This window comes from Vibrio sp. YT-15 (assembly GCF_033337445.1).
Taxonomy (GTDB): domain Bacteria; phylum Pseudomonadota; class Gammaproteobacteria; order Enterobacterales; family Vibrionaceae; genus Vibrio; species Vibrio alginolyticus.
In genome coordinates this window covers 1-25,017 of record NZ_JAWOQR010000013.1, presented here as the reverse complement: position 1 = coordinate 25,017, position 25,017 = coordinate 1, and the positions used below count along the sequence as shown (strand labels likewise).

At 45.8% G+C, this 25,017-nt stretch carries 29 protein-coding genes; 22 read left to right on the top strand and 7 right to left on the bottom strand.

What is annotated here, in order from left to right:
• Positions 1–39: 39 nt before the first annotated feature.
• A complete protein-coding gene (locus R7D93_RS19735) occupies positions 40–423 on the bottom strand; it encodes a hypothetical protein (RefSeq protein ID WP_318129519.1) in 384 nt (127 codons plus the stop codon).
• Between the two features lie 248 nt (positions 424–671).
• On the opposite strand from R7D93_RS19735, the gene R7D93_RS19730 reads away from it, so the two are divergent.
• The 5 genes from R7D93_RS19730 (at position 672) to R7D93_RS19710 (ending at position 5,671) form a co-directional block, all read left to right on the top strand.
• On the top strand, positions 672–1,280 hold the full coding sequence (locus R7D93_RS19730) for a hypothetical protein (RefSeq protein ID WP_225478016.1): 609 nt from the start codon (positions 672–674) through the stop codon (positions 1,278–1,280).
• Between the two features lie 605 nt (positions 1,281–1,885).
• A complete protein-coding gene (locus tag R7D93_RS19725; protein WP_225478370.1) occupies positions 1,886–2,989 on the top strand; it encodes an ISAs1 family transposase in 1,104 nt (367 codons plus the stop codon).
• 425 nt (positions 2,990–3,414) lie between these two features.
• On the top strand, positions 3,415–4,071 hold the full coding sequence (locus R7D93_RS19720; RefSeq protein ID WP_017822040.1) for a quinolone resistance pentapeptide repeat protein QnrVC10: 657 nt from the start codon (positions 3,415–3,417) through the stop codon (positions 4,069–4,071).
• Between the two features lie 165 nt (positions 4,072–4,236).
• Positions 4,237–4,485: a toll/interleukin-1 receptor domain-containing protein gene (locus R7D93_RS19715; protein ID WP_225478353.1), complete on the top strand. Its 249-nt coding sequence runs from the start codon at positions 4,237–4,239 to the stop codon at positions 4,483–4,485.
• Between the two features lie 82 nt (positions 4,486–4,567).
• Positions 4,568–5,671: an ISAs1 family transposase gene (locus R7D93_RS19710; RefSeq protein WP_225478370.1), complete on the top strand. Its 1,104-nt coding sequence runs from the start codon at positions 4,568–4,570 to the stop codon at positions 5,669–5,671.
• Here the strand turns inward: R7D93_RS19710 and R7D93_RS19705 are convergent.
• Positions 5,658–5,954 (bottom strand): hypothetical protein, encoded by a 297-nt coding sequence (locus R7D93_RS19705; RefSeq protein ID WP_258718607.1) that lies wholly within the window; start codon positions 5,952–5,954, stop codon positions 5,658–5,660. The two genes, R7D93_RS19710 and R7D93_RS19705, sit on opposite strands and share 14 nt — an antisense overlap.
• A 259-nt stretch (positions 5,955–6,213) precedes the next feature.
• Here R7D93_RS19705 and R7D93_RS19700 point away from each other — a divergent pair, with 259 nt between their 5' ends.
• From R7D93_RS19700 to R7D93_RS19660, 9 genes are all read left to right on the top strand, one after another.
• On the top strand, positions 6,214–6,846 hold the full coding sequence (locus R7D93_RS19700) for a hypothetical protein (protein WP_017190622.1): 633 nt from the start codon (positions 6,214–6,216) through the stop codon (positions 6,844–6,846).
• Between the two features lie 697 nt (positions 6,847–7,543).
• Complete coding sequence (locus R7D93_RS19695; protein WP_017190623.1) at positions 7,544–7,873, top strand: hypothetical protein; 330 nt, start codon at positions 7,544–7,546, stop codon at positions 7,871–7,873.
• 14 nt (positions 7,874–7,887) lie between these two features.
• Positions 7,888–8,316 (top strand): hypothetical protein, encoded by a 429-nt coding sequence (locus tag R7D93_RS19690; RefSeq protein WP_017190624.1) that lies wholly within the window; start codon positions 7,888–7,890, stop codon positions 8,314–8,316.
• Positions 8,317–8,526: 210 nt separating this feature from the next.
• Positions 8,527–10,989 carry an S-type pyocin domain-containing protein gene (locus R7D93_RS19685; protein ID WP_318077172.1) on the top strand — a complete coding sequence of 821 codons (2,463 nt, stop codon included), beginning with the start codon at positions 8,527–8,529 and terminating at the stop codon, positions 10,987–10,989.
• Position 10,990: 1 nt separating this feature from the next.
• Complete coding sequence (locus R7D93_RS19680; protein WP_017190626.1) at positions 10,991–11,272, top strand: bacteriocin immunity protein; 282 nt, start codon at positions 10,991–10,993, stop codon at positions 11,270–11,272.
• A 78-nt stretch (positions 11,273–11,350) separates the two neighbouring features.
• Positions 11,351–11,716: a hypothetical protein gene (locus R7D93_RS19675; RefSeq protein WP_017190627.1), complete on the top strand. Its 366-nt coding sequence runs from the start codon at positions 11,351–11,353 to the stop codon at positions 11,714–11,716.
• Positions 11,704–11,982 (top strand): hypothetical protein, encoded by a 279-nt coding sequence (locus R7D93_RS19670; RefSeq protein ID WP_017190628.1) that lies wholly within the window; start codon positions 11,704–11,706, stop codon positions 11,980–11,982. Before R7D93_RS19675 ends, R7D93_RS19670 begins: the two co-directional genes overlap by 13 nt.
• A 42-nt stretch (positions 11,983–12,024) precedes the next feature.
• Positions 12,025–12,261 carry a hypothetical protein gene (locus R7D93_RS19665; protein ID WP_017190629.1) on the top strand — a complete coding sequence of 79 codons (237 nt, stop codon included), beginning with the start codon at positions 12,025–12,027 and terminating at the stop codon, positions 12,259–12,261.
• Positions 12,262–12,360: 99 nt separating this feature from the next.
• Positions 12,361–13,179 carry a hypothetical protein gene (locus R7D93_RS19660; protein ID WP_017190630.1) on the top strand — a complete coding sequence of 273 codons (819 nt, stop codon included), beginning with the start codon at positions 12,361–12,363 and terminating at the stop codon, positions 13,177–13,179.
• Positions 13,180–13,238: 59 nt separating this feature from the next.
• Here the strand turns inward: R7D93_RS19660 and R7D93_RS19655 are convergent, their stop codons facing one another.
• On the bottom strand, positions 13,239–13,652 hold the full coding sequence (locus tag R7D93_RS19655) for an H-NS family nucleoid-associated regulatory protein (protein WP_017190631.1): 414 nt from the start codon (positions 13,650–13,652) through the stop codon (positions 13,239–13,241).
• A 91-nt stretch (positions 13,653–13,743) separates the two neighbouring features.
• A complete protein-coding gene (locus R7D93_RS19650; RefSeq protein ID WP_202801023.1) occupies positions 13,744–15,060 on the bottom strand; it encodes a tyrosine-type recombinase/integrase in 1,317 nt (438 codons plus the stop codon).
• Between the two features lie 248 nt (positions 15,061–15,308).
• Between R7D93_RS19650 and R7D93_RS19645 the strand changes: the two genes are divergently transcribed.
• The 3 genes from R7D93_RS19645 to R7D93_RS19635 are packed head-to-tail and all read left to right on the top strand — an operon-like array spanning position 15,309 to position 16,127.
• Positions 15,309–15,593, top strand: a complete 285-nt coding sequence (locus R7D93_RS19645) for a hypothetical protein (RefSeq protein WP_053411072.1) — start codon at positions 15,309–15,311, stop codon at positions 15,591–15,593.
• Positions 15,586–15,927: a hypothetical protein gene (locus R7D93_RS19640; protein WP_017190634.1), complete on the top strand. Its 342-nt coding sequence runs from the start codon at positions 15,586–15,588 to the stop codon at positions 15,925–15,927. Before R7D93_RS19645 ends, R7D93_RS19640 begins: the two co-directional genes overlap by 8 nt.
• Entirely contained in the window at positions 15,924–16,127 is a 204-nt protein-coding gene (locus R7D93_RS19635; protein WP_026000361.1) for a hypothetical protein, read from the top strand. Before R7D93_RS19640 ends, R7D93_RS19635 begins: the two co-directional genes overlap by 4 nt.
• Here R7D93_RS19635 and R7D93_RS19630 read toward each other — a convergent pair.
• The 3 genes from R7D93_RS19630 to intI1 form a co-directional block, all read right to left on the bottom strand.
• Complete coding sequence (locus R7D93_RS19630) at positions 16,096–19,068, bottom strand: Tn3 family transposase (RefSeq protein WP_001138073.1); 2,973 nt, start codon at positions 19,066–19,068, stop codon at positions 16,096–16,098. The two genes, R7D93_RS19635 and R7D93_RS19630, sit on opposite strands and share 32 nt — an antisense overlap.
• Before the next feature lie 2 nt (positions 19,069–19,070).
• Positions 19,071–19,628, bottom strand: coding sequence for a recombinase family protein (locus R7D93_RS19625; RefSeq protein WP_001162012.1), 558 nt, complete (start codon positions 19,626–19,628; stop codon positions 19,071–19,073).
• Positions 19,629–19,924: 296 nt separating this feature from the next.
• Positions 19,925–20,938, bottom strand: coding sequence for a class 1 integron integrase IntI1 (intI1, locus tag R7D93_RS19620; protein WP_000845039.1), 1,014 nt, complete (start codon positions 20,936–20,938; stop codon positions 19,925–19,927).
• A gap of 171 nt (positions 20,939–21,109) precedes the next feature.
• Between intI1 and R7D93_RS19615 the strand changes: the two genes are divergently transcribed.
• From R7D93_RS19615 to R7D93_RS19595, 5 genes are all read left to right on the top strand, one after another.
• Complete coding sequence (locus R7D93_RS19615) at positions 21,110–22,009, top strand: extended-spectrum class A beta-lactamase VEB-2 (RefSeq protein WP_063865158.1); 900 nt, start codon at positions 21,110–21,112, stop codon at positions 22,007–22,009.
• A gap of 144 nt (positions 22,010–22,153) precedes the next feature.
• Entirely contained in the window at positions 22,154–22,687 is a 534-nt protein-coding gene (aadB, locus tag R7D93_RS19610) for an aminoglycoside nucleotidyltransferase ANT(2'')-Ia (RefSeq protein WP_000381802.1), read from the top strand.
• Between the two features lie 84 nt (positions 22,688–22,771).
• Positions 22,772–23,224, top strand: coding sequence for an NAD(+)--rifampin ADP-ribosyltransferase Arr-2 (locus tag R7D93_RS19605; protein ID WP_000237816.1), 453 nt, complete (start codon positions 22,772–22,774; stop codon positions 23,222–23,224).
• Positions 23,225–23,356: 132 nt separating this feature from the next.
• Positions 23,357–23,830, top strand: a complete 474-nt coding sequence (gene dfrA27 / locus R7D93_RS19600) for a trimethoprim-resistant dihydrofolate reductase DfrA27 (RefSeq protein ID WP_001749985.1) — start codon at positions 23,357–23,359, stop codon at positions 23,828–23,830.
• Positions 23,831–24,010: 180 nt separating this feature from the next.
• Positions 24,011–24,856: an ANT(3'')-Ia family aminoglycoside nucleotidyltransferase AadA16 gene (locus R7D93_RS19595; protein ID WP_001749984.1), complete on the top strand. Its 846-nt coding sequence runs from the start codon at positions 24,011–24,013 to the stop codon at positions 24,854–24,856.
• The last annotated feature ends 161 nt before the right edge of the window (positions 24,857–25,017 follow it).

Here is a 25,017-nt window from a genome sequence, read left to right as displayed (position 1 = left end):
TTCATTGAAATAAAAATAGTTGTTATAAAAATAAGTTTTCTAAAAGAAATTTAATTTTTTTGTCTCTTCCTCATTGAGTACAACTTCATTTTGCATAGGGAACGTGCCACAAAGTACATGCAGCTTATTATCCACCAACTTGTACGGTGCCAGATAACCATCACGACTTACATCATGTGAACAACAAAACAGTGCATCATCGGTAGCGCCGAATACGTTGTGTTTACCATCCGTTCGCGTTACGTGGTCACAACTGTAAGAGCCATCATCATTCACTTTAGCTTCGAGAAACTTGGCCGGGGAAAGAGCATTCCCAAGTTGTATCTTTGGTATCGCAATTTTGGTTTCGAAGTTTTCCACTGCTTCGTCACCATAGAAATCCCTTTGCACGTATGTGTTTCCCGCGGTGATGAAAGTAAGCATGGCTAATGCAACCATTAAGGTACAAAAGAATGCAGTGCTTATTCTCTTGAAAATGAGATAGTTGAAAACCATCAAAATTGTTAAAGATGTCATTGATAAATAAGCCAAACTATACCTCTAGTAAGCGTTTCTTGTAGTAACATCATGATATTACCCTGGGCTATGATTCCCGCAAGTTCATATAAATTTGATGGAATTTACAGTATTCAGAGTAGTATTGAAAATCATTCTTTCTAGATGGACCATTTATGTCTAAATATCAGAAACAATTCGAAGAAGCACTCCAGTTCGGTACGGACCTGTTTGGCGCGGATGCTATCTCTAATAAATCAGCAAACAGATTTGCATCAACCTTAATGAAGGATGACCAACTCAATGCAACTATTCACCAATTTATCATTTCGCTTACTGATCATTTCTTGTTGGATAGAGCAAAGTTAGTAGGTGGAAGTCCTTCATTCAAATGCCATGTTGTGTCCCAACAATTTAAAGAGTTTGCAGATAATTGGAAGGTAAGCGAAAGGGCCAGTTCTATTGCAGATCTTCGTCTTACTGTTGGCAACGTATTTTATAAAGGGAATAACATTTACCAATTAAACAGAAAAAAGTTGAAGACGATAATCAATGATGGCCAAAACCTTTCAAAATCTCTCGACCTTCACGTATGGTTAACTGCATCCGATATGACTGTTTACGATTTATCAATCATACCGACTTTAAGGGAGCTTGGTTACGACATGAAGAGTTATGAGAATTTTGACTACAAGGTTTGGAGTTCTGGAGATAAGAGAGATTTTGATTATGTCCCGCTATTGGTGGATGATAAATTCTCACGCCGTGTCGATATTTTTAGCTAACGACAAGATTCAGCATAGCAAGGCTCCTAAAACGGGAGCATTTTTATTGCCTGCAATCCTCCAAGTTAAACCATTTTATTAAATTGTTACGTTGTCACTTCTCACGCGCCGAGGGCTGAACATTATTACCTTCGATAAATGTTATTAACGAAGGTAATCAAAAAAATTGATTATTTATCGGATTTATTGAGTTTTTATGTGTTTATACGGTGGTAGTGTCGATGACTTGGATCCCGATGAATTCGAGATCGATTCGACAACATCATTTGGCAGATCTGCGCCCAATGGGGAGCACGTATGCTGTTTAGGTCGAATAGATGTTGATGTGTATTTTGTCGAAGTGTCTACTTCAAGGTGTTTAGTGAGCGTTATGAAATTATACTAAATGAATTAGTGATTAGGTGATGGATCAAATAAACGAATGGCTATGCGTAGTGCATAGCCATTTTTTGTATTAATCGAGTTCGCTCAGTTTTGCTAACTGTGTAAGTGTGAAAGGGCGGGATCGAACTTTAACCACTGAAAATAAAAGACTTTATGTTATTGGGAACTTTTCAAGGTAATCACGATCTGATCATGAAGTTAAAAATATGAGAAACTCGTACATGATTATCATTGAGCAGCTAAAAAAAGTGAAAGATACCCGTTCGCATATCAACCAAGTGTATCCTGTTATGGAAGTGGCTTTCTTGGTCATAACCGCCATGATTTGTGGTCAAAATAAGTGGACTGATATTAAGGATTTCGGCGAAGGAAATATCGAGTGGTTGCGTGAGTATCTCCCCTACGACAATGGTCTCCCCACTCGGCATAATATTGCCGCGATAATGAGAACTGTTGTGCCAGAGACGCTCTTGGAAGCGATGGTAGGCTGGGTCAATTTGCACAGAGAAAAGCATGATCAGCCCATAATCAGCGTTGATGGGAAGGTTCTAAAAGGAGCGAAAGCAAGCAAACAAGAACACCCTCTCTATATGGTTTCGGCATTTGACGTAGATGAAGGTTTGACTCTCACACATCAACCTTGTGACGGTAAAGGTATGGAGCTAATAGCGATAAAAAACATGCTCGACGCTTTGGATGTCAGAGGGTGCTTATTAACTGCTGATGCGCTTCATTGTCAGGTTGAAACACTGAATAAAGTGGTTGATAAAGGTGGTGATTTCTTAGTGCAAGTCAAACTGAATCAGCCAAGTTTGTTAGCAGAGATTGATACGCAGTTCCAAGACTATTGGGCTTTGCCAGAAGAACAACAGGAATCGTATATCACTGAAGATAAAGGGCATGGAAGAGAAGAGATTCGAGAGGTTTACGTGCTTCCTGCCTCCTTCAGCGAAGAACTCAAAGATAAGTGGAGTGTTGTAAAAAGCATTGTTGCGGTGGTGAGAGATAGAAGCGTCAAAGGGAAAGGAAGCTATGAAACATCGTACTACATTTGCACAGACCATTTGTCTTTAGAGTTAGCCTCAAACGCAACAAGGAAACACTGGCACATCGAGAACCAGCAGCACTGGGCTTTGGACGTTATTTTCAAAGAAGACGAGCAGCGAATTTACGCTGGGGACTCGGCATTGAATATGGCTTGTTGTCGCCGATTTGTGCAGAACCTCTTCAGGAAGTCAGAAGGGAGCGTGTCTGTACCAAGAAAGATGAATAAGGCTACGTGGGACAAAGATTATAGAGCAAAAGTTCTCTTTACATCAGCTTAACAAAGTACGTTCGCGCCCTTGGAGCTAAGTACATGTTGAAAACTTGCGGTGTGCCTCTTCAGTATAATGTAAATGCAAGGTGATTTTGCATAACAAAGCATTTAAGAGTGATTCTCAACGCTTGGCATTTTTTATTCCATCGTTGAGTTCAGTGTTTACGGTGGTATGGTTATGTTTCGTGATCGCGTTGTTCACACCTTAATGCGGCGTTATGTGCTTTCTCTAAAGCCCGCCAGATTCACTAAAACTTTTTTCTAGCTGGCCGCATCGGTTGTTTTGAATTAGTCCCCTTTAAAATGCCGTTTTGATGCCTTATTTTGGCTAAAATGGGGTGTTTTAAGTGTCTGTTTTTATTGGTTTTGTTTTTGTTGAGAACTTTCAGGTAAATGGTAGTCTTCAAATCAAATGTTTTTTGGAGCTACAGCATGGAAAAATCAAAGCAATTATATAATCAAGTGAACTTCTCACATCAGGACTTGCAAGAACATATCTTTAGCAATTGTACTTTTATACATTGTAATTTTACGCGCTCAAACCTTCGAGATACACAGTTCATTAACTGTACTTTCATAGAGCAGGGGGCACTGGAAGGGTGCGATTTTTCTTATGCTGATCTTCGAGATGCTTCATTTAAAAACTGTCAGCTTTCAATGTCCCATTTTAAGGGGGCAAATTGCTTTGGTATTGAACTGAGAGATTGTGATCTTAAAGGAGCAAATTTTAGCCAAGTTAGTTTTGTAAATCAGGTTTCGAATAAAATGTACTTTTGCTCTGCATACATAACAGGTTGTAACTTATCCTATGCCAATTTTGAGCAGCAGCTTATTGAAAAATGTGACCTGTTCGAAAATAGATGGATTGGTGCAAATCTTCGAGGCGCTTCATTTAAAGAGTCAGATTTAAGTCGTGGCGTTTTTTCGGAAGATTGCTGGGAACAGTTTAGAGTACAAGGTTGTGATTTAAGTCATTCAGAGCTTTATGGTTTAGACCCTCGAAAGATTGATCTAACAGGTGTAAAAATATGCTCGTGGCAACAGGAGCAGTTACTGGAGCAATTAGGGGTAATCATTGTTCCTGACTAAGCGCAAGATTCGGCTACGCACATAACAAAGCGTTTAAGACAGATTCGCAACGCTCGGCATTTTCGGTTTGCTTTTATTTTAGTGTTTACGGCACAATGGTTTAGGTTAGGTGGAAATGTTGCTCACTACTTAACGCGGCGTTATGTGTAAAGAAAGGAGAAATCGTTGAGTAAAATTTTTATATCCCACAGTCATGAGGATAAAGCGCTGCACGACACTTTAAAGGATGCGCTTATTGAAATTGGCCACGAAGTTTTAGGCGTCGATTCATTGTCTGTTGGGGCAAATATCTCCAAGGCTCTAAATGAGCTTTTGCACTCAGCTGATGCGGTTGTCGCAATAATTACGGAAGACTCACTCAATTCCAAAAACGTACTCAGTGAAATAAGGGCGGGATCGAACTTTAACCACTGAAAATAAAAGACTTTATGTTATTGGGAACTTTTCAAGGTAATCACGATCTGATCATGAAGTTAAAAATATGAGAAACTCGTACATGATTATCATTGAGCAGCTAAAAAAAGTGAAAGATACCCGTTCGCATATCAACCAAGTGTATCCTGTTATGGAAGTGGCTTTCTTGGTCATAACCGCCATGATTTGTGGTCAAAATAAGTGGACTGATATTAAGGATTTCGGCGAAGGAAATATCGAGTGGTTGCGTGAGTATCTCCCCTACGACAATGGTCTCCCCACTCGGCATAATATTGCCGCGATAATGAGAACTGTTGTGCCAGAGACGCTCTTGGAAGCGATGGTAGGCTGGGTCAATTTGCACAGAGAAAAGCATGATCAGCCCATAATCAGCGTTGATGGGAAGGTTCTAAAAGGAGCGAAAGCAAGCAAACAAGAACACCCTCTCTATATGGTTTCGGCATTTGACGTAGATGAAGGTTTGACTCTCACACATCAACCTTGTGACGGTAAAGGTATGGAGCTAATAGCGATAAAAAACATGCTCGACGCTTTGGATGTCAGAGGGTGCTTATTAACTGCTGATGCGCTTCATTGTCAGGTTGAAACACTGAATAAAGTGGTTGATAAAGGTGGTGATTTCTTAGTGCAAGTCAAACTGAATCAGCCAAGTTTGTTAGCAGAGATTGATACGCAGTTCCAAGACTATTGGGCTTTGCCAGAAGAACAACAGGAATCGTATATCACTGAAGATAAAGGGCATGGAAGAGAAGAGATTCGAGAGGTTTACGTGCTTCCTGCCTCCTTCAGCGAAGAACTCAAAGATAAGTGGAGTGTTGTAAAAAGCATTGTTGCGGTGGTGAGAGATAGAAGCGTCAAAGGGAAAGGAAGCTATGAAACATCGTACTACATTTGCACAGACCATTTGTCTTTAGAGTTAGCCTCAAACGCAACAAGGAAACACTGGCACATCGAGAACCAGCAGCACTGGGCTTTGGACGTTATTTTCAAAGAAGACGAGCAGCGAATTTACGCTGGGGACTCGGCATTGAATATGGCTTGTTGTCGCCGATTTGTGCAGAACCTCTTCAGGAAGTCAGAAGGGAGCGTGTCTGTACCAAGAAAGATGAATAAGGCTACGTGGGACAAAGATTATAGAGCAAAAGTTCTCTTTACATCAGCTTAACAAAGTACGTTCGCGCCCTTGTAAGTGTGAGGTTTGCACTGCCATCACTTGAAACTTCTTCGTAAGCATTTCCCCAGCATACCCAAGGCCACTCCATTGATGACGCAAAGCGTGTTTTAGTTACTTCCAAGCCGTAGGTTGGGAAGAATGCGCCTAGTCTGCTTGAAGTGTTCTGGAAGGAGAACAAAATCTTAGCAGTTCGGCTGATACTTGCCTGAGTCATGTTATAAGTCATCAGCGCTCCAGTAGTACCGGATCTTGCGGCTAGTAGTGTGTTATCCAATGATTAAGCGCCTACTAAACTCGACCCGCACATATTGCTGAAAGTGTATATATCGACGTTTTCGAACCACCAACCATATTGCTCGCCATCATTGAGATCACTATATTCAGGAACCCAAACAACTGTGTTCATTTTACAACATATAAAAATATTTACTGTTTAAATGCTCATTTAGTACTCATAAATAGTTCCATAAATTCAACACATTCTCTCTGTTGCTCAAATACGATCAGTTTTTATTTTGAGTGTTGGTGACAGAATGACTTCTAAAAAAGTGCTAGTGGAAAGGAAGATTAAAAGGAAAGTGATGGCCAGAGTTCTTCTAAGCTCGGGTATTGGAATTTCCATCACGGCTGCTGTTGCAGGTATGGTTTATGCACAATCGGTCGAGCACTTCAAAACGATGGAAGATAAAAAGCTGGAAAGGCCAGTAAATTTTGATTCATTCCCGGCATTCATTAGAGGTATGAACCAGGAGCCAGCACGAACTGACAGTGACAACAATGGCCTCCGTGATGACATACAGTTAAAGATCGCCTATCAATACCCATTTGATGCCAACAAGAGAGCGGCCCTAATTCAGTATTATGAGTCCCTAATTCAGCTTCTACGATTAAATACTGAAATGCGTGAGTTGAAGATTTCATATGGAATTATGCAAGTGAACAAGGCTCTAAAGTGCCTCCAGAGTGAAGGGGTGCCAGAAGATGTATCATTAGCTATCAAGGAAATGGCACTTGATAGGGATGCGCTTCTAGTAAGGCATGATGAAATATTGGCTATGGAACCGAACTTACCCCCTGAGTTATTCCAACGAAGAATCGAGAGTGATTGTAATTTGCTGCTACAAAACAATGAGCAGTCGTTACAGAGTTGGGTACCTAACGATTAAAGATTGCTTACTGTACAACTCACTAATTAACGGTGAGTTTTTGTTGCATTAAGATCACGATTGGTCGTCATTGATAGTTGAACGCTAAGTTTTAATATCGTAGTATTCCTTTGTTGTTTTTGCGTAAACATAGCATGAAGCGTATATTTTTTGACTATATTGCATTCTCGTTTGACTATTGGGAAGTTACATCACCTTTTCTCATAACCCGCTTCGGCGGGTTTTTTTTATCCAACCATCACCTAATATCGTTCTACATCGGACCAATCCGTTTACCTCGCCTCTATAAACAACAATCAGAGTTATACCGCCTGCCTTAATTTGTGGCCATTAGACTTACCTGTTATGGGTCATCGCCACGAAGGGATAGAAGATAAATTTTGTCATTTATATATTCATTAACACTAATGAGTTATTTATCATTAGTTCAAAATAATGTATAGATCCACGCCAATGTTTGCATGCCGAATAAAAATGAATGCATGTTCGTATGACTAGTTGAGGGGCAATGAATTAAAAATATTGTGGTCGCTTTTTATACCTATTCACTTAAATGACTGCGCATTCAAAAAAAAATGTATTGCCCCCGAATTTTTTCAAGCCTGATGCTTATCTATGCAAATGTTATTCACAATCATATAGAAACCCACGTGCATAATAAGGTAATATTTGTAGTCGATAACATTGGAACTATTACATGGGCTATTTCATCGGTCATCGCCAGTACGTAAAGTCTGAGCTTCAAATTCAAATAGAAAGTGAGAAGCTAGAGTTAAAAAAGCGATTAGCAAAGGAAAAATGGGATAGCCAATGGATCACTGTTTGGCGCCTTAAACGCTTTAGATTGTGGACAGATCAAGCAATCGTTAGGTGGTTAGGCAAACCCAAAACAAAAGGGAAATATAGGGTTTTCTCTGTAGATGATGTGCGAATAGTTGAGGCTGAGAAGGATTTCAAAGACTGGCTTGCCCCACGGTTAACGCGCAAATTATTGAAAGATGAATTTTTTAATATCAACAAGTTGTAACATTAAGGTTAGATGTGAAGCGCTTTTTAGTCAGCTTAGTTGGATTGGGATTTCTAGTAGGCTGTAACAAACAATTCGAGACAATCAAATTACCTCATAATTCAGTCATTAATGAGGGCAGTTTTGTTTTTGCTGAACTTGGTACTGAATATAATGTGAAGGTTTCCAAAATCGGCGTCCATGCACCAGAGAATTGTTTTTTTGACACATTCTCGACAAGGCTGGACAACCATTCTCACCGTATATTTTATGATTTTCTCTCTATGACGTGCGGTAGTAGTACTTTGTCATTTAGGGGGTACGCGATAGGTGGCGATGAAATAAGAGGGTTGAGACTTGATCCTGAATCTGGTGAACCAATATCAGCAGATTACCACTTTAAAGTAAAAGTGATTAAGGATGCCTACATAAGCGATATTGAATTAGTCATAAAGGAAATTTAGCCTTTGAACGATTTGTGCGTAGGACGTTATCCACTGGCGCGCCTACGTTGCAAATGCATTTATCATCAACAAGTTGTGGTTTTGTGAAGGGTGCTCACACTCTCACGATTTTACCCAGTAAACAAACAGTCAGCCTTATTGTTGTACTAAAGCAATTGTTTAAAAATGTGGTTCACATTGATAAATTTGGGCACTGTTTTGACTTACAGAGTGGTAAGAATCACCGAACTGATGGACTATGAATTCGGGCAAGTTGAGGGTGATATTAACCGTTTGGAAAAGCGGGATATTTCTAATCTGCCAGGTGGCTATTCGTTTGAGAAGCTGGTGGATAAATTAAAAACCGGTGAGTTGGCTCTATTAACGGATTTCCCCTCAAAGCCAGTCCTCTCACAAGATAGTATGACTCGAACATGGTCATTAACATCAGACGCTAGTGACTTACTGACAGATAGTGCTAAATCTGCATTTTCAACTCGAGCAAATATGGCCGGCGGCCCTCCAGTATCCACCAGTTCTGCAGCTGGTTATTCCTATGTACCCAACATTGATGAAACCTACGTCCCGGAACCTATTGTCATCGACAAGCAATCTGAACCGGAGCTTAAATTTGAATATTGCTTTGAGATTGTCGGTTCAGAAGAGTCATTTAGGAGCAATGTAGGATATTGGTTTTCATTGGCAAAAACCAAGGCTGAGATCTCTCGTGGACGTTGGGGCGCTGTTCGTACTGAGCATGGTATGAAATACACTACTCAGACCGCGGTCGATGAACCAAAGAGATTATTAGCATCCGTGGGTGATAGGGTTCTCGGCATTAGCCTGCCACATGAGGTTAAGGTGAAGCCCATTGGTTCAGGGCAGGTAAAAGATTCGTTTATACCGATAACGCCCACTGTACAGTTAGGTGAGCGACTAGCTTTCCCGTCAGAAGGTTATTTTTATCATTTTGCGAATGGTCATCTGATCCAGGAATATAAAATGCTTGGTGATGGCCACTTCGGTTTCTATGCGACCCGAACGACCCAAAATAGGCTCGATGACGAGCAGTTAGCTAACTTGTATCAAAATACTATCCTAGTGTATTGGAAGATTGATGGTCAGCTGGTCACTGACCAAAGCCTTGTGTATTTAGATCATCAAATCACGAAGGAACAATTAGCCAATATCAATGACGAATGGGTCAATGAGAATGGGAAGGTTCTGGATGTTAACGCACTACTATCAGCCCCAAATCTCCCTGTAGATGAAAGGCTCTCAGTTACTTCTAACGCAACACCTCCACCTCCACAAGCAACACATACGGTTTCAATTAATCCAAATACCAACAGTCGTGAATTGTGGCCAGAGATCGCAGAGCAACATAATCTCAACGCAAAACAGCTATTAGACCTTAACCCTGAATTCAACGATGACCCAATGAAGCTAAAGGTTGGTGACGTATTGAAGGTTTCCGCACCACCAGCACCAGTTAAAAGTGACAAAAAGACGGAACTACCACCGACATCACCAGGTACCTACAATTGCGCTTCAAATGTCTTCTACCGCCATACTGACCCACTAATTTCAGGCACTAGCTGTCATTCAATCAACCAAGAACGGTTGCTCGAGAAAGACTATCCGGTAGTGAACGTCAAAACGCTTAGTAAAGATAGTAAGGCAACTGACTACGGCAAGGCCGCTATTCTTGCTTTGCCGGCAAGTGCTGGGGCTTCTAATTTAGGTTTGATCAGTACCAGTACATCAAACACTATGGGCTCTTGGGCTATTTCCGGTGAGGCGGTCGGTGCATTTGCTCGAGTAGGTGGCTTTCTACTTGCAGCATTATGGCCATCTCAATTAGCGGATAGCACGCTGGATGCTCACCCCGAATACCATGCACATGACTCTGGTCAAATGCGTGTTCGTTTCAATATGTACACCGATGAAAACGGAAAGCAGCAAATCGTCGGGATTAAAACTGGGGATGGCGCCGCGTATGGTGATCGGGTTTCTAAGCGTGCCGCAGAGAAAAGTGGCCAGAACTTTGTCGCGGAACTGGACTACGGGATCACGTTAACATGGACACCTGATGGTTCCACGGATGTACTATCTCCCGATACCGTGACAACTGAAAACAACGAGCTGGACGTACAAAATATCTGGGTCCGTCCTATTGAAGAACATGAGCAAGAACTTGGGACGGCGCTCTATCCAGAAGATGATCTAGCCGAGTACATCATCACGTTTCCAATTGACTCTGGGTTGCCTCCACTTTACATAGTGTTTAGGAAGACTGCACGTGACGAAAGTGGTGTAGTTACCGGTCATGGTGAAGAGATCGCTGGTATATGGCTCGAAACGGCAGGGGAAGAACTTGGGGCTCCAATTCCTAATCAAATCGCTGACAAGTTACGAGGGGAGGAATTCAAGAGCTTTGATGCATTTAGGAAGGCATTTTGGCTAGAAGTGGCAAATGACCCTGATTTATTGAGCCAGTTTAGCAAGGCTAATCAGCGCATCATTAAGCGTGGTAGCTCTCCATTCCCTATACCAACAGAACAAAAAGGTGGACGGGATCGTTATGAGATACACCATGTTGAAGAGGTTCAGCACGGTGGTAAAGTGTATGACGTGGACAATTTAAGAGTAATGACTCCGAGAAGACATATCGATATTCATAAAGGCTTATGAAATGGAACTAAAAGGTAAACTCCAAGACTACACAGAATCAGAATTTAGACGATTTCTGGATGAATTTTTTGAAGACACTGAGACTAATAACCTCCCGGACTCAGAATATGATGAGTACATTTCCAAGCTGGCAAAACACTTCTCTACTATTGTTGAACACCCAGAAGGTAATGGTTTGATTTTCCACCCTGCCGCAAGTCGTGAAGATTCAGTTGATGGTGTGATTGAAGAACTCAAATCATGGTACAAACAGCAAGGGAAGGGGTGTTTCAAAGATGAATAAAACCGATGGTTATGGGATACTTCACTCTTAAACAATGACGTATATAAGTTCATAATGAGTGGGGTTGTCCTGGATAGAATGCAGATAATCGTAACCGGTAATGGAAGATTCCAGCCACTAGCCGTAACCGAATCCGTTCTTAATGCATTGCTAGAGAAGGGGATTACTGTACCTATTGTTGAGATCGCTGATGATGCAGATAACCTTTTCCTTTCACCATCAGCTGGTGGTGATTTAATACATGAAGAGTATTTGCAGATCCAACGAGATGAAAGTTATTTCACTGATAGCCCAGTATTCTTCGTTGAGATTTTCGAACGACAGCATAGTGGTGGCGATATTGGGTTGGAAGAATTGCTTGAGTTTCTGCCCAGCGAATCTGAACAATTCATCAGTCAGATTACCGCGGCTTACATAACACATCGAGGGCTATGCCTATCATGATCTATAAGCGGATTGCAAAAACGAAAGGCGCAGAACCTATTAACCAAGCGCTAAGAGTTCTTTGGCCTTGCAAGGTAATCAGTGGTCTGAAAATTAATAATGCATCAACTGAGCTTAAAGCACGGTTTCTAGACGAAGTAACGGTGAGTGCAATGGCGTTTCTTGCTCTTGGTTTCTGGTTGGGCCAAGGAACAGTACTATTTACTCTTCCTGTCTTCACATACCTTGGCTTTCGTTGGCGCAGAAAGCTAAATTCTATTGATTGAAATCACTATAAACGCCGATAAACAATATCGATTTAATGAGTAATGATTCGCATGAAAAATGAAGACCTGATTAATGCACTACGACACGAAATCGAAAGCAATAAACTGGGCTTGGTAGCTGACTTGATCGCTCACCTATCAAGTAAAGGTGATGAAGATTTAGACCTCTACCGTTATCTAACCAAAGCTACTGAAATTGAATACGAACTCCTAATCGATGTTATTAGGGTGACAAGAGAAAAAGGCATTTATATGTTCAATGGTCTTGTATGTGAGTAAAAAGCGCCATATTGTCATCTAATTTGATGTTTAAGTTATACAGCTAATCCTTGTGTTGTTATATTTGATCTGAATCCTAAATCGACCATTGGTGAACACTTGAATTTTCAAACTTCAAATACCACCGTAACGGTAAACACACTTAAGGTAGATGGTAAGAAGCTAACTAAGTCCGTCCTGTCTAACTTGGCTGTTGTTGATTTTTACGATATTTATGAAGGCGCCCTTTCAGGGCGTTATCAATTTATTGCCAAGTTCCCTATCGAAATTTTTGCCAAGTTAGCAATTGCTAAAGAAAAGATCTTACCTGTTAGGTTGACGTTGCCATCAAAAAATGATTTATCTGACTCTTCTGCCGAAGTTTCAGGTGTTGTTATTTTTGACACAAAACTTGAGGCTTTGGTGATTGGTTGGTTTTGCAACCGGTATGCTCATAAAAGCACAATTGAAGCTAAGAAACGCCATGAATTGTACCGAGAATTAGCTGACCTCTCTGATAATGACTTGCTCAATGAGTTTCAAAAACATCCTGAGACTTACCTGTCTATTTCTAACTCGCGTGAGTTAATAGAGTTTTTGTATGTTTGTTCCAAGCTAGAGAATGAACGGTGGTCAGTTTCCTATGGCGACGGCATCGAGCATTTGCAGGGTTTAATGGATTATGAACAGACAGAAAAATGGTGGAATGAAATGGATAGATCTGATCCGAATTTTCATATGCATGAATACATTTCCGATATACCTAGTGGAGAATGGGTACACGAAAAGATTAATCAAATGTGGGAACGAAACAAGGAGGATTATCTCCGAGATGTTTCATCAGATGAAGCGATTGCTTATGAAAAATTGATGGCGAGTACTAGTAACGATTTGAAGGTACACAATCAATATGAAGCTTCTCCGTTTATTTACCTGTAAGACTTATTAAAAAAGGGAGCACATTTGCTCCCTTTTTCATCCACCGAATATTAAGAAGATTAAATTGCAAAATCTTCTAGCTTTTTATCACCGCTATCGATCGCTGATTGAATGATGGAAGGAGTACGGCCTTGGCCAGTCCACGTCTTCTCTACACCAGCTTCATCAGTGTATTTATACTTTGCTGGTCGAGGTTGGCGGGTACCTTTCGCTTTCGCTTTAGTCGCGCCTGTTAATGCAGAGATCAGCTGTTCTACATCTAGGCCTTGCTCTTCAATTTGCTTAGCGATGGCACTCATTTTCTCTTCTTGTTCTTTTTGCGCTGCGCGCTCCAATTCTTCTGCTTCTCTGCGTTCTTCTACTACAGTAGTCAGCTTATTAAGCGCGTCCTCCAATTGTTCCAACGTCATTTCTTCACGAGCGTAAGCACGAAGGGAACGGATATTTAGTAGCACTTTAGTAAGTTCTGTCATTGTAACCTCTAGTTTAAGCCAATAGGGTAGGCATCAGTGTTCATGTTTAATCGGACTGATCGGGAATGCATCAGCAGTAGTATTACCAGTTTTATTCAAGAGGATTCAACTTCTTAGTCTTAGCACTATGATGTCGCTCAGCTCTTGTTGTGTGTAAGTAACGTGACGTTACATCAATACTTTCGTGTCCAGCATCCGCTTGAACGTGTTGCAAAGGTCGGCCATTAGCAATGTCATGTGAGATACCAGTGTGACGAATGCTATGGACAGTTAGAACTCTTATCTCTGCAGCGTCTTCCATCAAACCATCTTTTTCAAATCGCGCAGCAGTTTTATCGAGAACTTCTTGAATTATTTCGCGTATTTGTCGAATCCCCAAGTTTGCATTCAACACGCCTTCTTCGCGGCCATGTGAAGCTGCTCTGTGACGAACAAACAATGGTTCATCATCCGTGGGACTTGGCATCTCCGGGAGTTTACGGAATGTCCTGTAACGGATTAGTGCCTCTTTGAGTTCATCCGACACGGCTACTGTGCGTCGCTTACCGCCCTTAGACTTAGGGATGTAGAAGCCCAGATAACCGGTTTTTTTGTCACGCCTGAACTGGGACATGACTGGCGCATAGCCGGGGCGAGCCCCGATCTCTGAAATACGGCAGTAGGTTCCGTAAAGCAGCCTCACCAGGAATAGTGTTCTTTCGTGAGTTTGAGGGTCTTCTTGGGCCATCTCTTCGACGGTATCCATTACATATGACCACTGCAAATCAGAGAAGAACTTCATTTCGTCATCATCTTCACCGGCTGCAGTAGATTGAGATTTTGATTTGTACTTCCCAAACTTTAAGACTATCGCTGCAGGATTTGCATCACAGTACTCTTCGGCATTCAAATACTGAAAGAATAAGCTCAATATGCTCAGTTTTTGATGTGCTGCATTAGCAGAGAGTTTGTATTTAACTTCGTTTATATCGGCATTTGATGACTTAGGTTTTGATTTTCGGAACAGTCGCCATTTGAAATTAGGCACATTCTCGCCAATACCCTTGTTAAATACGAACTGTGCCGCGTTGTAGGTGCCGATCAGTTCTTCTGGCGGGTTCTCACACCATTCAATGTATTCGCGCATTCTGGCGCGATTCACCATCGATACAGACATACCTTGAACAGACCAGCACCAATGAAGAAACGTATTAATCTCGGCGCGGTAGGCTTTGAAGTTATTGTATGCTTCTTTTTGCTCTGATAGCCAAGCAATAGCATGCTCATATAACTCGCCGGCATCTTCGACAAGGTTAATCGTCAAATGTGCAACGAACTCGTTAATGTATGGGCTAGGGTTATCCAATTCCTCAGCTGAGCCAAACAATGGCATCGCAGGAGGCAGTGGAATCGAATGTCTTATATTCAACGTATTATTCACCTGTTATTTCGCACATAACCATTTTACCACTCTTTGTATTTCTCATGCTGCAAACCTGAGTCTCGTTGTAAACAGTAAATGTTGATAGTTTTATACATCAATTTAACGCCACATATTAAACATGTAAGACATTTATTGTATTATGCGCCAAGAAATTGATTTATGAAACGAACATTGTTTGAAAGTGCTTGTTTTTGAATAACAAATACTCACTTTTGGACTCTAAGGACAGTTAGATGACTGCGATCATTGAAATTCATCAGCAAGATAACCCGAAAGATTTCGATTTGTCAGATGGTAAACAAGAAGCAAAAGCACGAGTAACAGCAAATCGAATTACTGGCTTAATGGGTAATACGTCTACTAATTCAGTCCGTGTACACCTATCAGATATAGAAAGAGGTTTGCTCGATACCTCCCCAAATCCAAGAGGAAACTGGCGCACCTGCTGGGTGATGTATCTTAGTAAGCAGCCATGTAGCTGCAGATTACCTCGCGGCTTTGGACAGTTTAATGTTTAAGAACACGGTCAATACTCACCAAATGTATGACACAAACTATCATGAACATCTCGATAGCATGGTCACGTGGGCAACCGGCATTTATCCCGATTCTGGATTAATGGTGATCGGCACTGCAGATAAGCGTTGGTTTGTTGAGGTCGACTTCGGTACCGATTTTGATTATTGCAATGGTATCTCAAGACCGCATATCGCGCCCTATCAAGAGCCACTGTTCTTTAAGAGTGAGAGTGAAGCCCGAGACTTTGCTATTTCGCAAATACGAGCGATAGACAATACCTTCGAAGTTCTGGATCTACATGGTTACTTCGAGCAAAACGGGGAAGACGAATGACACCATACAAAAAATCTTTTGGCCAATGGGTATCTGTAGGCGAATCACTGCCGACTACGGATGGTAAATACATGTGCAAGATTGAGCGCGCTGGAGTAGAGATAGAAGCTCTTCGCCTTCTAAAAGGGAATCATTGGGGTCGTCTCAGAAAACGGAAAATAAAGCACGCTAAGCCGGTGGCAGCGGTCGCAATGGCCTAAACTTCCCCGCACCGACCTTGGCGCTGCTGCGCCATAGGTAATCGCCGGTCAGGTTGATGTGCTCCCACCCCAGCGGCGACAGATATTGCAACAATGTGTCGTCCAGCGCCGTGCCGTTGCCACGCAAAGCACTGGTGGCACGCTCCAGATATACCGTGTTCCACAACACGATGGCCGCCGTCACCAGATTGAGGCCGCTGGCCCGGTAGCGCTGCTGCTCAAAACTGCGGTCGCGGATTTCACCCAATCGGTAGAAGAAGACCGCCCTGGCCAGCGCGTTGCGCGCCTCGCCCTTATTCAGCCCCGCATGGACGCGGCGGCGCAGCTCCACGCTTTGCAGCCAATCCAAAATGAACAGCGTGCGCTCGATGCGCCCCAGCTCGCGCAACGCCACGGCCAAGCCGTTCTGGCGCGGGTAGCTGCCGAGTTTGCGCAGCATCAGCGAAGCCGTTACCGTGCCTTGCTTGATGGAGGTGGCCAGCCGCAGAATTTCATCCCAATGGGCGCGTATTTGCTTGATGTTCAGCCTGTCGCTGCTAATCATCGGCTTGAGCGCGTCATAGGCGGCATCGCCCTTGGGGATGAATAGCTTGGTTTCGCCCAAGTCACGGATACGCGGCGCGAAGCGAAATCCCAGCAAATGCATCAAGCCAAACACGTGATCGGTGAAGCCTGCCGTGTCGGTGTAGTGTTCCTCGATGCGCAAGTCCGACTCGTGGTACAGCAGGCCATCAAGCACGTAAGTTGAATCACGAATGCCCACGTTGACCACCTTGGCACTGAAGGGCGCGTACTGGTCGGAGATATGGGTGTAGAAAGTCCGTCCTGGACTGCTTCCATACTTCGGGTTGATATGACCAGTGCTTTCTGCTTTGCTGCCGGTTCTGAAGTTCTGGCCGTCCGACGATGACGTGGTGCCGTCACCCCAGTTGCCGGCGAAGGGTTGCCGAAACTGCGCATTCACCAGCTCGGCCAGCGCCGTCGAATAGGTTTCATCGCGGATGTGCCAGGCTTGCAGCCAAGACAGCTTGGCGTAGGTGGTGCCAGGGCAGGACTCGGCCATTTTGGTCAGACCCAGGTTGATCGCGTCGGCCAGGATCGTCGTCAACAGCAAGGTTTTGTCCTTGGCCGTGTCGCTGGTCTTCAGGTGTGTGAAGTGGCGGGTGAAGCCCGTCCATTCATCGACCTCCATCAGCAACTCGGTGATTTTGAGGTGCGGCAGCAGCATAGCTGTCTGGTCGATCATGGCTTGCGCGGCGTCTGGTACTGCCGCGTCCAGCGGCGTGATCTTCAGGCCTGACGCGGTGGTGATGATGGCATCCGGTAAGTCGTTGGCCGCAGCCATGCGGTTGACTGTGGCGAGTTGCGCCTCCAACAATTCCAACCGGTCATGCAGGTATTGGTCGCAGTCGGTGGCCACTGCCAGCGGCAATTCGCTGGCCAGCTTCAAAGTGGCGAACTTCTCGACCGGCACCAGGTATTCGTCGAAGTCCTTGAACTGGCGAGAACCCTGCACCCAGACATCACCGGAGCGCAGCGCGTTCTTCAGCTCCGACAGGGCGCATAACTCGTAGTAACGCCGGTCGATGCCGTCGTCGGTCAGAACCAGCTTTGCCCAGCGCGGCTTGATGAATGCGGTTGGCGCATCGGCGGGCACCTTGCGCGCGCTGTCGCTGTTCATGCCGCGCAGCATGTCGATGGCATCGAGCACACCCTTGGCGGCGGGCGCAGCCCGCAATTTGAGCACGCCCAGGAACTGCGGCGCGTAGCGGCGTAGCGTGGCATAGCTTTCACCGATGTGGTGCAGGAAATCAAAGTCGGCAGGCCGCGCCAATGTTTGCGCTTCGGTGACGCTGGCGGCGAAGGTGTCCCAGGGCATAACGGCCTCGATGGCGGCGAACGGATCGCTGCCGCTTTGCTTGGCCTCAATCAACGCTTGACCGATGCGCCCATACATCCGCACCTTGTCGTTGATCGCCTTGCCGGAAGCCTGGAACTGCTGCTGATGCTTGTTCTTGGCCGCGTTGAACAGCTTGCCGATGATGCGATCGTGAAGGTCGATGATTTCATCGGTGACGGTGGCCATGCCTTCGATGGCCAGCGCTACCAGCGTGGCATAGCGTCGTTGCACCTCGAACTTTGCCAGATCAGCAGGCGTCATCTGGCCACCTTCACGAGCGATTTTGAGCAGGCGGTTCTGGTGAACCTGCCGCTCGATGCCTGCGGGCAGATCAAGTGCTTGCCAGGATTTCAGGCGCTCAATATGTTCGAGCATGTGGCGAGAGTTCGGTTTGGCAGGCGACTGGCGCAGCCATGCCAGCCACGTCACTTTACTGCCGTCCTTGCGCTTGAGAAGTTCGTCCAGGCGCTGACGGTGGGGTGATAACAAAGAATCGGTCAGCGCCGCGTAAATGCGTCGGTTGGCACGGGTGATGGCCTCGGCGCTTGCGCGCTCGATGGCATTCATGGCGGGCAGGATAATGCTCTGCCGCCGCAGATTCTCGACAAGTGCGCTCGCCAGCACGATGCCTTTGTCGGTCTGCAAGGCCAGCTCGGTCAATGTATGCACGGCTTGCCGATAGTGGCTCATGGTGAAGGGCTTGAACCCAAAAACCGTTTGCAGCTCGACCAAGTGCTCCCGCCGTGTCTGTTCGCGCTGGCCGTACTCGCTCCAACTTTCCACTGGCATCTTGAGTTGCGCGGCCACCATGCGCAACAGGGGCGGAAACGGAGGCTCATCGACGCCCAAAAAGGTGCCAGGGAATCGCAAGTAGCAAAGCTGCACAGCGAAGCCCAATCGATTCGCGGCGCCGCGACGCTGACGGATCACCGACAGGTCGGTTTCGTTGAACGTGTAGTGCCGTATCAGTTCGTCTTTGGCATCTGGCAGTGCCAGCAGGCTTTCGCGCTCGGTGGCGGACAGGATTGAGCGGCGTGGCATGGTCAGTCTTCCCGCAGGTACTGGTACAAGGTTTCGCGGCTGATGCCGAAGTCACGGGCCACCAAGGTTTTTTGGTCGCCTGCCGCAACTCGCCGTTTCAACTCGGCAATTTGTTCGCTGTTCAGCGATTTCTTTCGTCCCCGGTAGGCACCGCGCTGCTTGGCCAGCACGATTCCCTCGCGCTGACGTTCGCGGATCAGGGCGCGCTCGAACTCAGCGAAGGCTCCCATGACCGACAGCATCAGATTGGCCATCGGTGAGTCCTCGCCGGTGAACTTCAGCCCTTCTTTGACGAACTCCATGCGCACGCCCCGTTGTGTCAGCCCTTGGACGATGCGGCGCAGGTCATCAAGGTTGCGTGCCAGCCTGTCCATGCTATGCACCACCACGGTGTCGCCCTCGCGGACGAAGGCCAGCAGCCTTTCCAGCTCGGGACGCTGGGTGTCCTTGCCAGAAGCCTTGTCGGTGAACACCCGCGCCACCTGAACACCCTCCAATTGCCGTTCCGGGTTCTGGTCGAAGCTGCTGACGCGGACATAGCCGATGCGTTGACCTTGCAAGATGCCTCCAAAGGCAAAAGTGTCAGGATGAAATCTATTACCTTTGACGGAATATGTCAATCAATAGGAAATTTAACTCTATTCTGACATCGTTTGTCGTTTTCAGAAGACGGCTGCACTGAACGTCAGAAGCCGACTGCACTATAGCAGCGGAGGGGTTGGATCCATCAGGCAACGACGGGCTGCTGCCGGCCATCAGCGGACGCAGGGAGGACTTTCCGCAACCGGCCGTTCGATGCGGCACCGATGGCCTTCGCGCAGGGGTAGTGAATCCGCCAGGATTGACTTGCGCTGCCCTACCTCTCACTAGTGAGGGGCGGCAGCGCATCAAGCGGTGAGCGCACTCCGGCACCGCCAACTTTCAGCACATGCGTGTAAATCATCGTCGTAGAGACGTCGGAATGGCCGAGCAGATCCTGCACGGTTCGAATGTCGTAACCGCTGCGGAGCAAGGCCGTCGCGAACGAGTGGCGGAGGGTGTGCGGTGTGGCGGGCTTCGTGATGCCTGCTTGTTCTACGGCACGTTTGAAGGCGCGCTGAAAGGTCTGGTCATACATGTGATGGCGACGCACGACACCGCTCCGTGGATCGGTCGAATGCGTGTGCTGCGCAAAAACCCAGAACCACGGCCAGGAATGCCCGGCGCGCGGATACTTCCGCTCAAGGGCGTCGGGAAGCGCAACGCCGCTGCGGCCCTCGGCCTGGTCCTTCAGCCACCATGCCCGTGCACGCGACAGCTGCTCGCGCAGGCTGGGTGCCAAGCTCTCGGGTAACATCAAGGCCCGATCCTTGGAGCCCTTGCCCTCCCGCACGATGATCGTGCCGTGATCGAAATCCAGATCCTTGACCCGCAGTTGCAAACCCTCACTGATCCGCATGCCCGTTCCATACAGAAGCTGGGCGAACAAACGATGCTCGCCTTCCAGAAAACCGAGGATGCGAACCACTTCATCCGGGGTCAGCACCACCGGCAAGCGCCGCGACGGCCGAGGTCTTCCGATCTCCTGAAGCCAGGGCAGATCCGTGCACAGCACCTTGCCGTAGAAGAACAGCAAGGCCGCCAATGCCTGACGATGCGTGGAGACCGAAACCTTGCGCTCGTTCGCCAGCCAGGACAGAAATGCCTCGACTTCGCTGCTGCCCAAGGTTGCCGGGTGACGCACACCGTGGAAACGGATGAAGGCACGAACCCAGTGGACATAAGCCTGTTCGGTTGGTAAGCTGTAATGCAAGTAGCGTATGCGCTCACGCAACTGGTCCAGAACCTTGACCGAACGCAGCGGTGGTAACGGCGCAGTGGCGGTTTTCATGGCTTGTTATGACTGTTTTTTTGTACAGTCTATGCCTCGGGCATCCAAGCAGCAAGCGCGTTACGCCGTGGGTCGATGTTTGATGTTATGGAGCAGCAACGATGTTACGCAGCAGGGCAGTCGCCCTAAAACAAAGTTAGCGGTAATTTAACCAGATAGGAGTACAGACATATGAAAATCGTAAAAAGGATATTATTAGTATTGTTAAGTTTATTTTTTACAATTGTGTATTCAAATGCTCAAGCTGACAACTTAACTTTGAAAATTGAGAATGTTTTAAAGGCAAAAAATGCCAGAATAGGAGTAGCAATATTCAACAGCAATGAGAAGGATACTTTGAAGATTAATAACGACTTCCATTTCCCGATGCAAAGCGTTATGAAATTTCCGATTGCTTTAGCCGTTTTGTCTGAGATAGATAAAGGGAATCTTTCTTTTGAACAAAAAATAGAGATTACCCCTCAAGACCTTTTGCCTAAAACGTGGAGTCCGATTAAAGAGGAATTCCCTAATGGAACAACTTTGACGATTGAACAAATACTAAATTATACAGTATCAGAGAGCGACAATATTGGTTGTGATATTTTGCTAAAATTAATCGGAGGAACTGATTCTGTTCAAAAATTCTTGAATGCTAATCATTTCACTGATATTTCAATCAAAGCAAACGAAGAACAAATGCACAAGGATTGGAATACCCAATATCAAAATTGGGCAACCCCAACAGCGATGAACAAACTGTTAATAGATACTTATAATAATAAGAACCAATTACTTTCTAAAAAAAGTTATGATTTTATTTGGAAAATTATGAGAGAAACAACAACAGGAAGTAACCGATTAAAAGGACAATTACCAAAGAATACAATTGTTGCTCATAAAACAGGGACTTCCGGAATAAATAATGGAATTGCAGCAGCCACTAATGATGTTGGGGTAATTACTTTACCGAATGGACAATTAATTTTTATAAGCGTATTTGTTGCAGAGTCCAAAGAAACTTCGGAAATTAATGAAAAGATTATTTCAGACATTGCAAAAATAACGTGGAATTACTATTTGAATAAATAAAAAACTACCGCTAACACTGGCTCATAGGCAATGGCGGGTTGAAGTGCAATTTGCAAAGTCGGTAGCCCGCCCGAGCGTTTTCTCGGTTTGACAGGAAAGGCTCACGCAAACCGCCACTGCCCATAGCCCAAACCGTTAGGCCGCATGGACACAACGCAGGTCACATTGATACACAAAATTCTAGCTGCGGCAGATGAGCGAAATCTGCCGCTCTGGATCGGTGGGGGCTGGGCGATCGATGCACGGCTAGGGCGTGTAACACGCAAGCACGATGATATTGATCTGACGTTTCCCGGCGAGAGGCGCGGCGAGCTCGAGGCAATAGTTGAAATGCTCGGCGGGCGCGTCATGGAGGAGTTGGACTATGGATTCTTAGCGGAGATCGGGGATGAGTTACTTGACTGCGAACCTGCTTGGTGGGCAGACGAAGCGTATGAAATCGCGGAGGCTCCGCAGGGCTCGTGCCCAGAGGCGGCTGAGGGCGTCATCGCCGGGCGGCCAGTCCGTTGTAACAGCTGGGAGGCGATCATCTGGGATTACTTTTACTATGCCGATGAAGTACCACCAGTGGACTGGCCTACAAAGCACATAGAGTCCTACAGGCTCGCATGCACCTCACTCGGGGCGGAAAAGGTTGAGGTCTTGCGTGCCGCTTTCAGGTCGCGATATGCGGCCTAACAATTCGTCCAAGCCGACGCCGCTTCGCGGCGCGGCTTAACTCAGGTGTTATGCAGCCAAATCCCAACAATTAAGGGTCTTAAAATGGTAAAAGATTGGATTCCCATCTCTCATGATAATTACAAGCAGGTGCAAGGACCGTTCTATCATGGAACCAAAGCCAATTTGGCGATTGGTGACTTGCTAACCACAGGGTTCATCTCTCATTTCGAGGACGGTCGTATTCTTAAGCACATCTACTTTTCAGCCTTGATGGAGCCAGCAGTTTGGGGAGCTGAACTTGCTATGTCACTGTCTGGCCTCGAGGGTCGCGGCTACATATACATAGTTGAGCCAACAGGACCGTTCGAAGACGATCCGAATCTTACGAACAAAAAATTTCCCGGTAATCCAACACAGTCCTATAGAACCTGCGAACCCTTGAGAATTGTTGGCGTTGTTGAAGACTGGGAGGGGCATCCTGTTGAATTAATAAGGGGAATGTTGGATTCGTTGGAGGACTTAAAGCGCCGTGGTTTACACGTCATTGAAGACTAGTCCTTTGCATAACAAAGCCATCAAACCGGACGCCAGAGATTCCGCGCCTGTTGCGCATGGCTTCGCCATTTTATGCGCAATAGGCGCGCCACCCTGTCGCCGTTTATGGCGGCGTTAACCCAAAGGAGTATCGTGAAAATATCACTAATGGCTGCAAAAGCAAGAAATGGGGTTATTGGCTGCGGCTCGGATATCCCGTGGAACGCTAAAGGTGAGCAGCTGCTTTTTAAAGCAATAACTTACAATCAATGGCTCTTAGTCGGCCGTAAAACATTTGAGGCAATGGGGGCTCTCCCAAATAGAAAGTATGCAGTTGTCAGCCGCTCAGGATCGGTAGCTACTAACGATGATGTGGTTGTGTTTCCATCTATAGAAGCAGCAATGAGGGAGCTAAAGACTCTTACGAACCATGTTGTTGTTTCTGGTGGTGGAGAGATCTACAAGAGTCTGATCGCCCATGCCGACACGCTACATATCTCGACAATAGATTCCGAGCCAGAGGGCAATGTTTTCTTTCCGGAAATCCCCAAAGAGTTCAATGTGGTGTTCGAGCAGGAATTTCATTCAAATATAAATTATCGCTATCAAATCTGGCAAAGGGGTTAACCATCCAAGCCATCGGACACATTTTGCTTCGCTGCGCTCAAAACGCAAAATGTGCCGCTGCTTAGCGGCGTTAGATGCACTAAGCACATAATTGCTCACAGCCAAACTATCAGGTCAAGTCTGCTTTTATTATTTTTAAGCGTGCATAATAAGCCCTACACAAATTGGGAGTTAGACATCATGAGCAACGCAGTGCCCGCCGAGATTTCGGTACAGCTATCACAGGCACTCAACGTCATCGAGCATCATCTGGGATCGACGTTGCTGGCCGTGCATTTGTACGGCTCTGCACTCGACGGTGGCCTGAAGCCATGCAGTGATATTGATTTGCTGGTTACTGTGACTGCACAGCTCGATGAGACTGTGCGGCAGGCTCTGTTCGTAGATTTCCTGGAAGTTTCCGCTTCTCCCGGCCAAAGTGAAGCTCTCCGTGCCTTGGAAGTTACCATCGTCGTGTACGGCGATGTTGTTCCTTGGCGTTATCCAGCCAGACGGGAACTGCAATTCGGGGAGTGGCAGCGCAAGGACATTCTTGCGGGCATCTTCGAGCCCGCGACAACCGATGTTGATCTGGCTATTCTGCTAACTAAAGCAAGGCAACACAGCCTTGCCTTGGCAGGTTCGGCCGCGGAAGATTTCTTCAACTCAGTCCCGGAAAGCGATCTATTCAAAGCACTGGCCGACACCTTGAAACTATGGAACTCACAACCGGATTGGGCAGGCGACGAGCGGAATGTAGTGCTTACTTTGTCTCGCATTTGGTACAGCGCAGCAACCGGCAAGATCGCGCCGAAGGATGTAGCTGCCAACTGGGTAATGGAACGCCTGCCCGTCCAACATCAGCCCGTGCTGCTTGAAGCCCAGCAGGCTTACCTTGGACAAGGGATGGATTGCTTGGCCTCACGCGCTGATCAGTTGACTGCGTTCATTTACTTTGTGAAGCACGAAGCCGCCAGTCTGCTCGGCTCCACGCCAATGATGTCTAACAGTTCATTCAAGCCGACGCCGCTTCGCGGCGCAGCTTAATTCAGGCGTTAGATGCACTAAGCACATAATTGCTCACAGCCAAACTATCAGGTCAAGTCTGCTTTTATTATTTTTAAGCGTGCATAATAAGCCCTACACAAATTGGGAGATATATCATGAAAGGCTGGCTTTTTCTTGTTATCGCAATAGTTGGCGAAGTA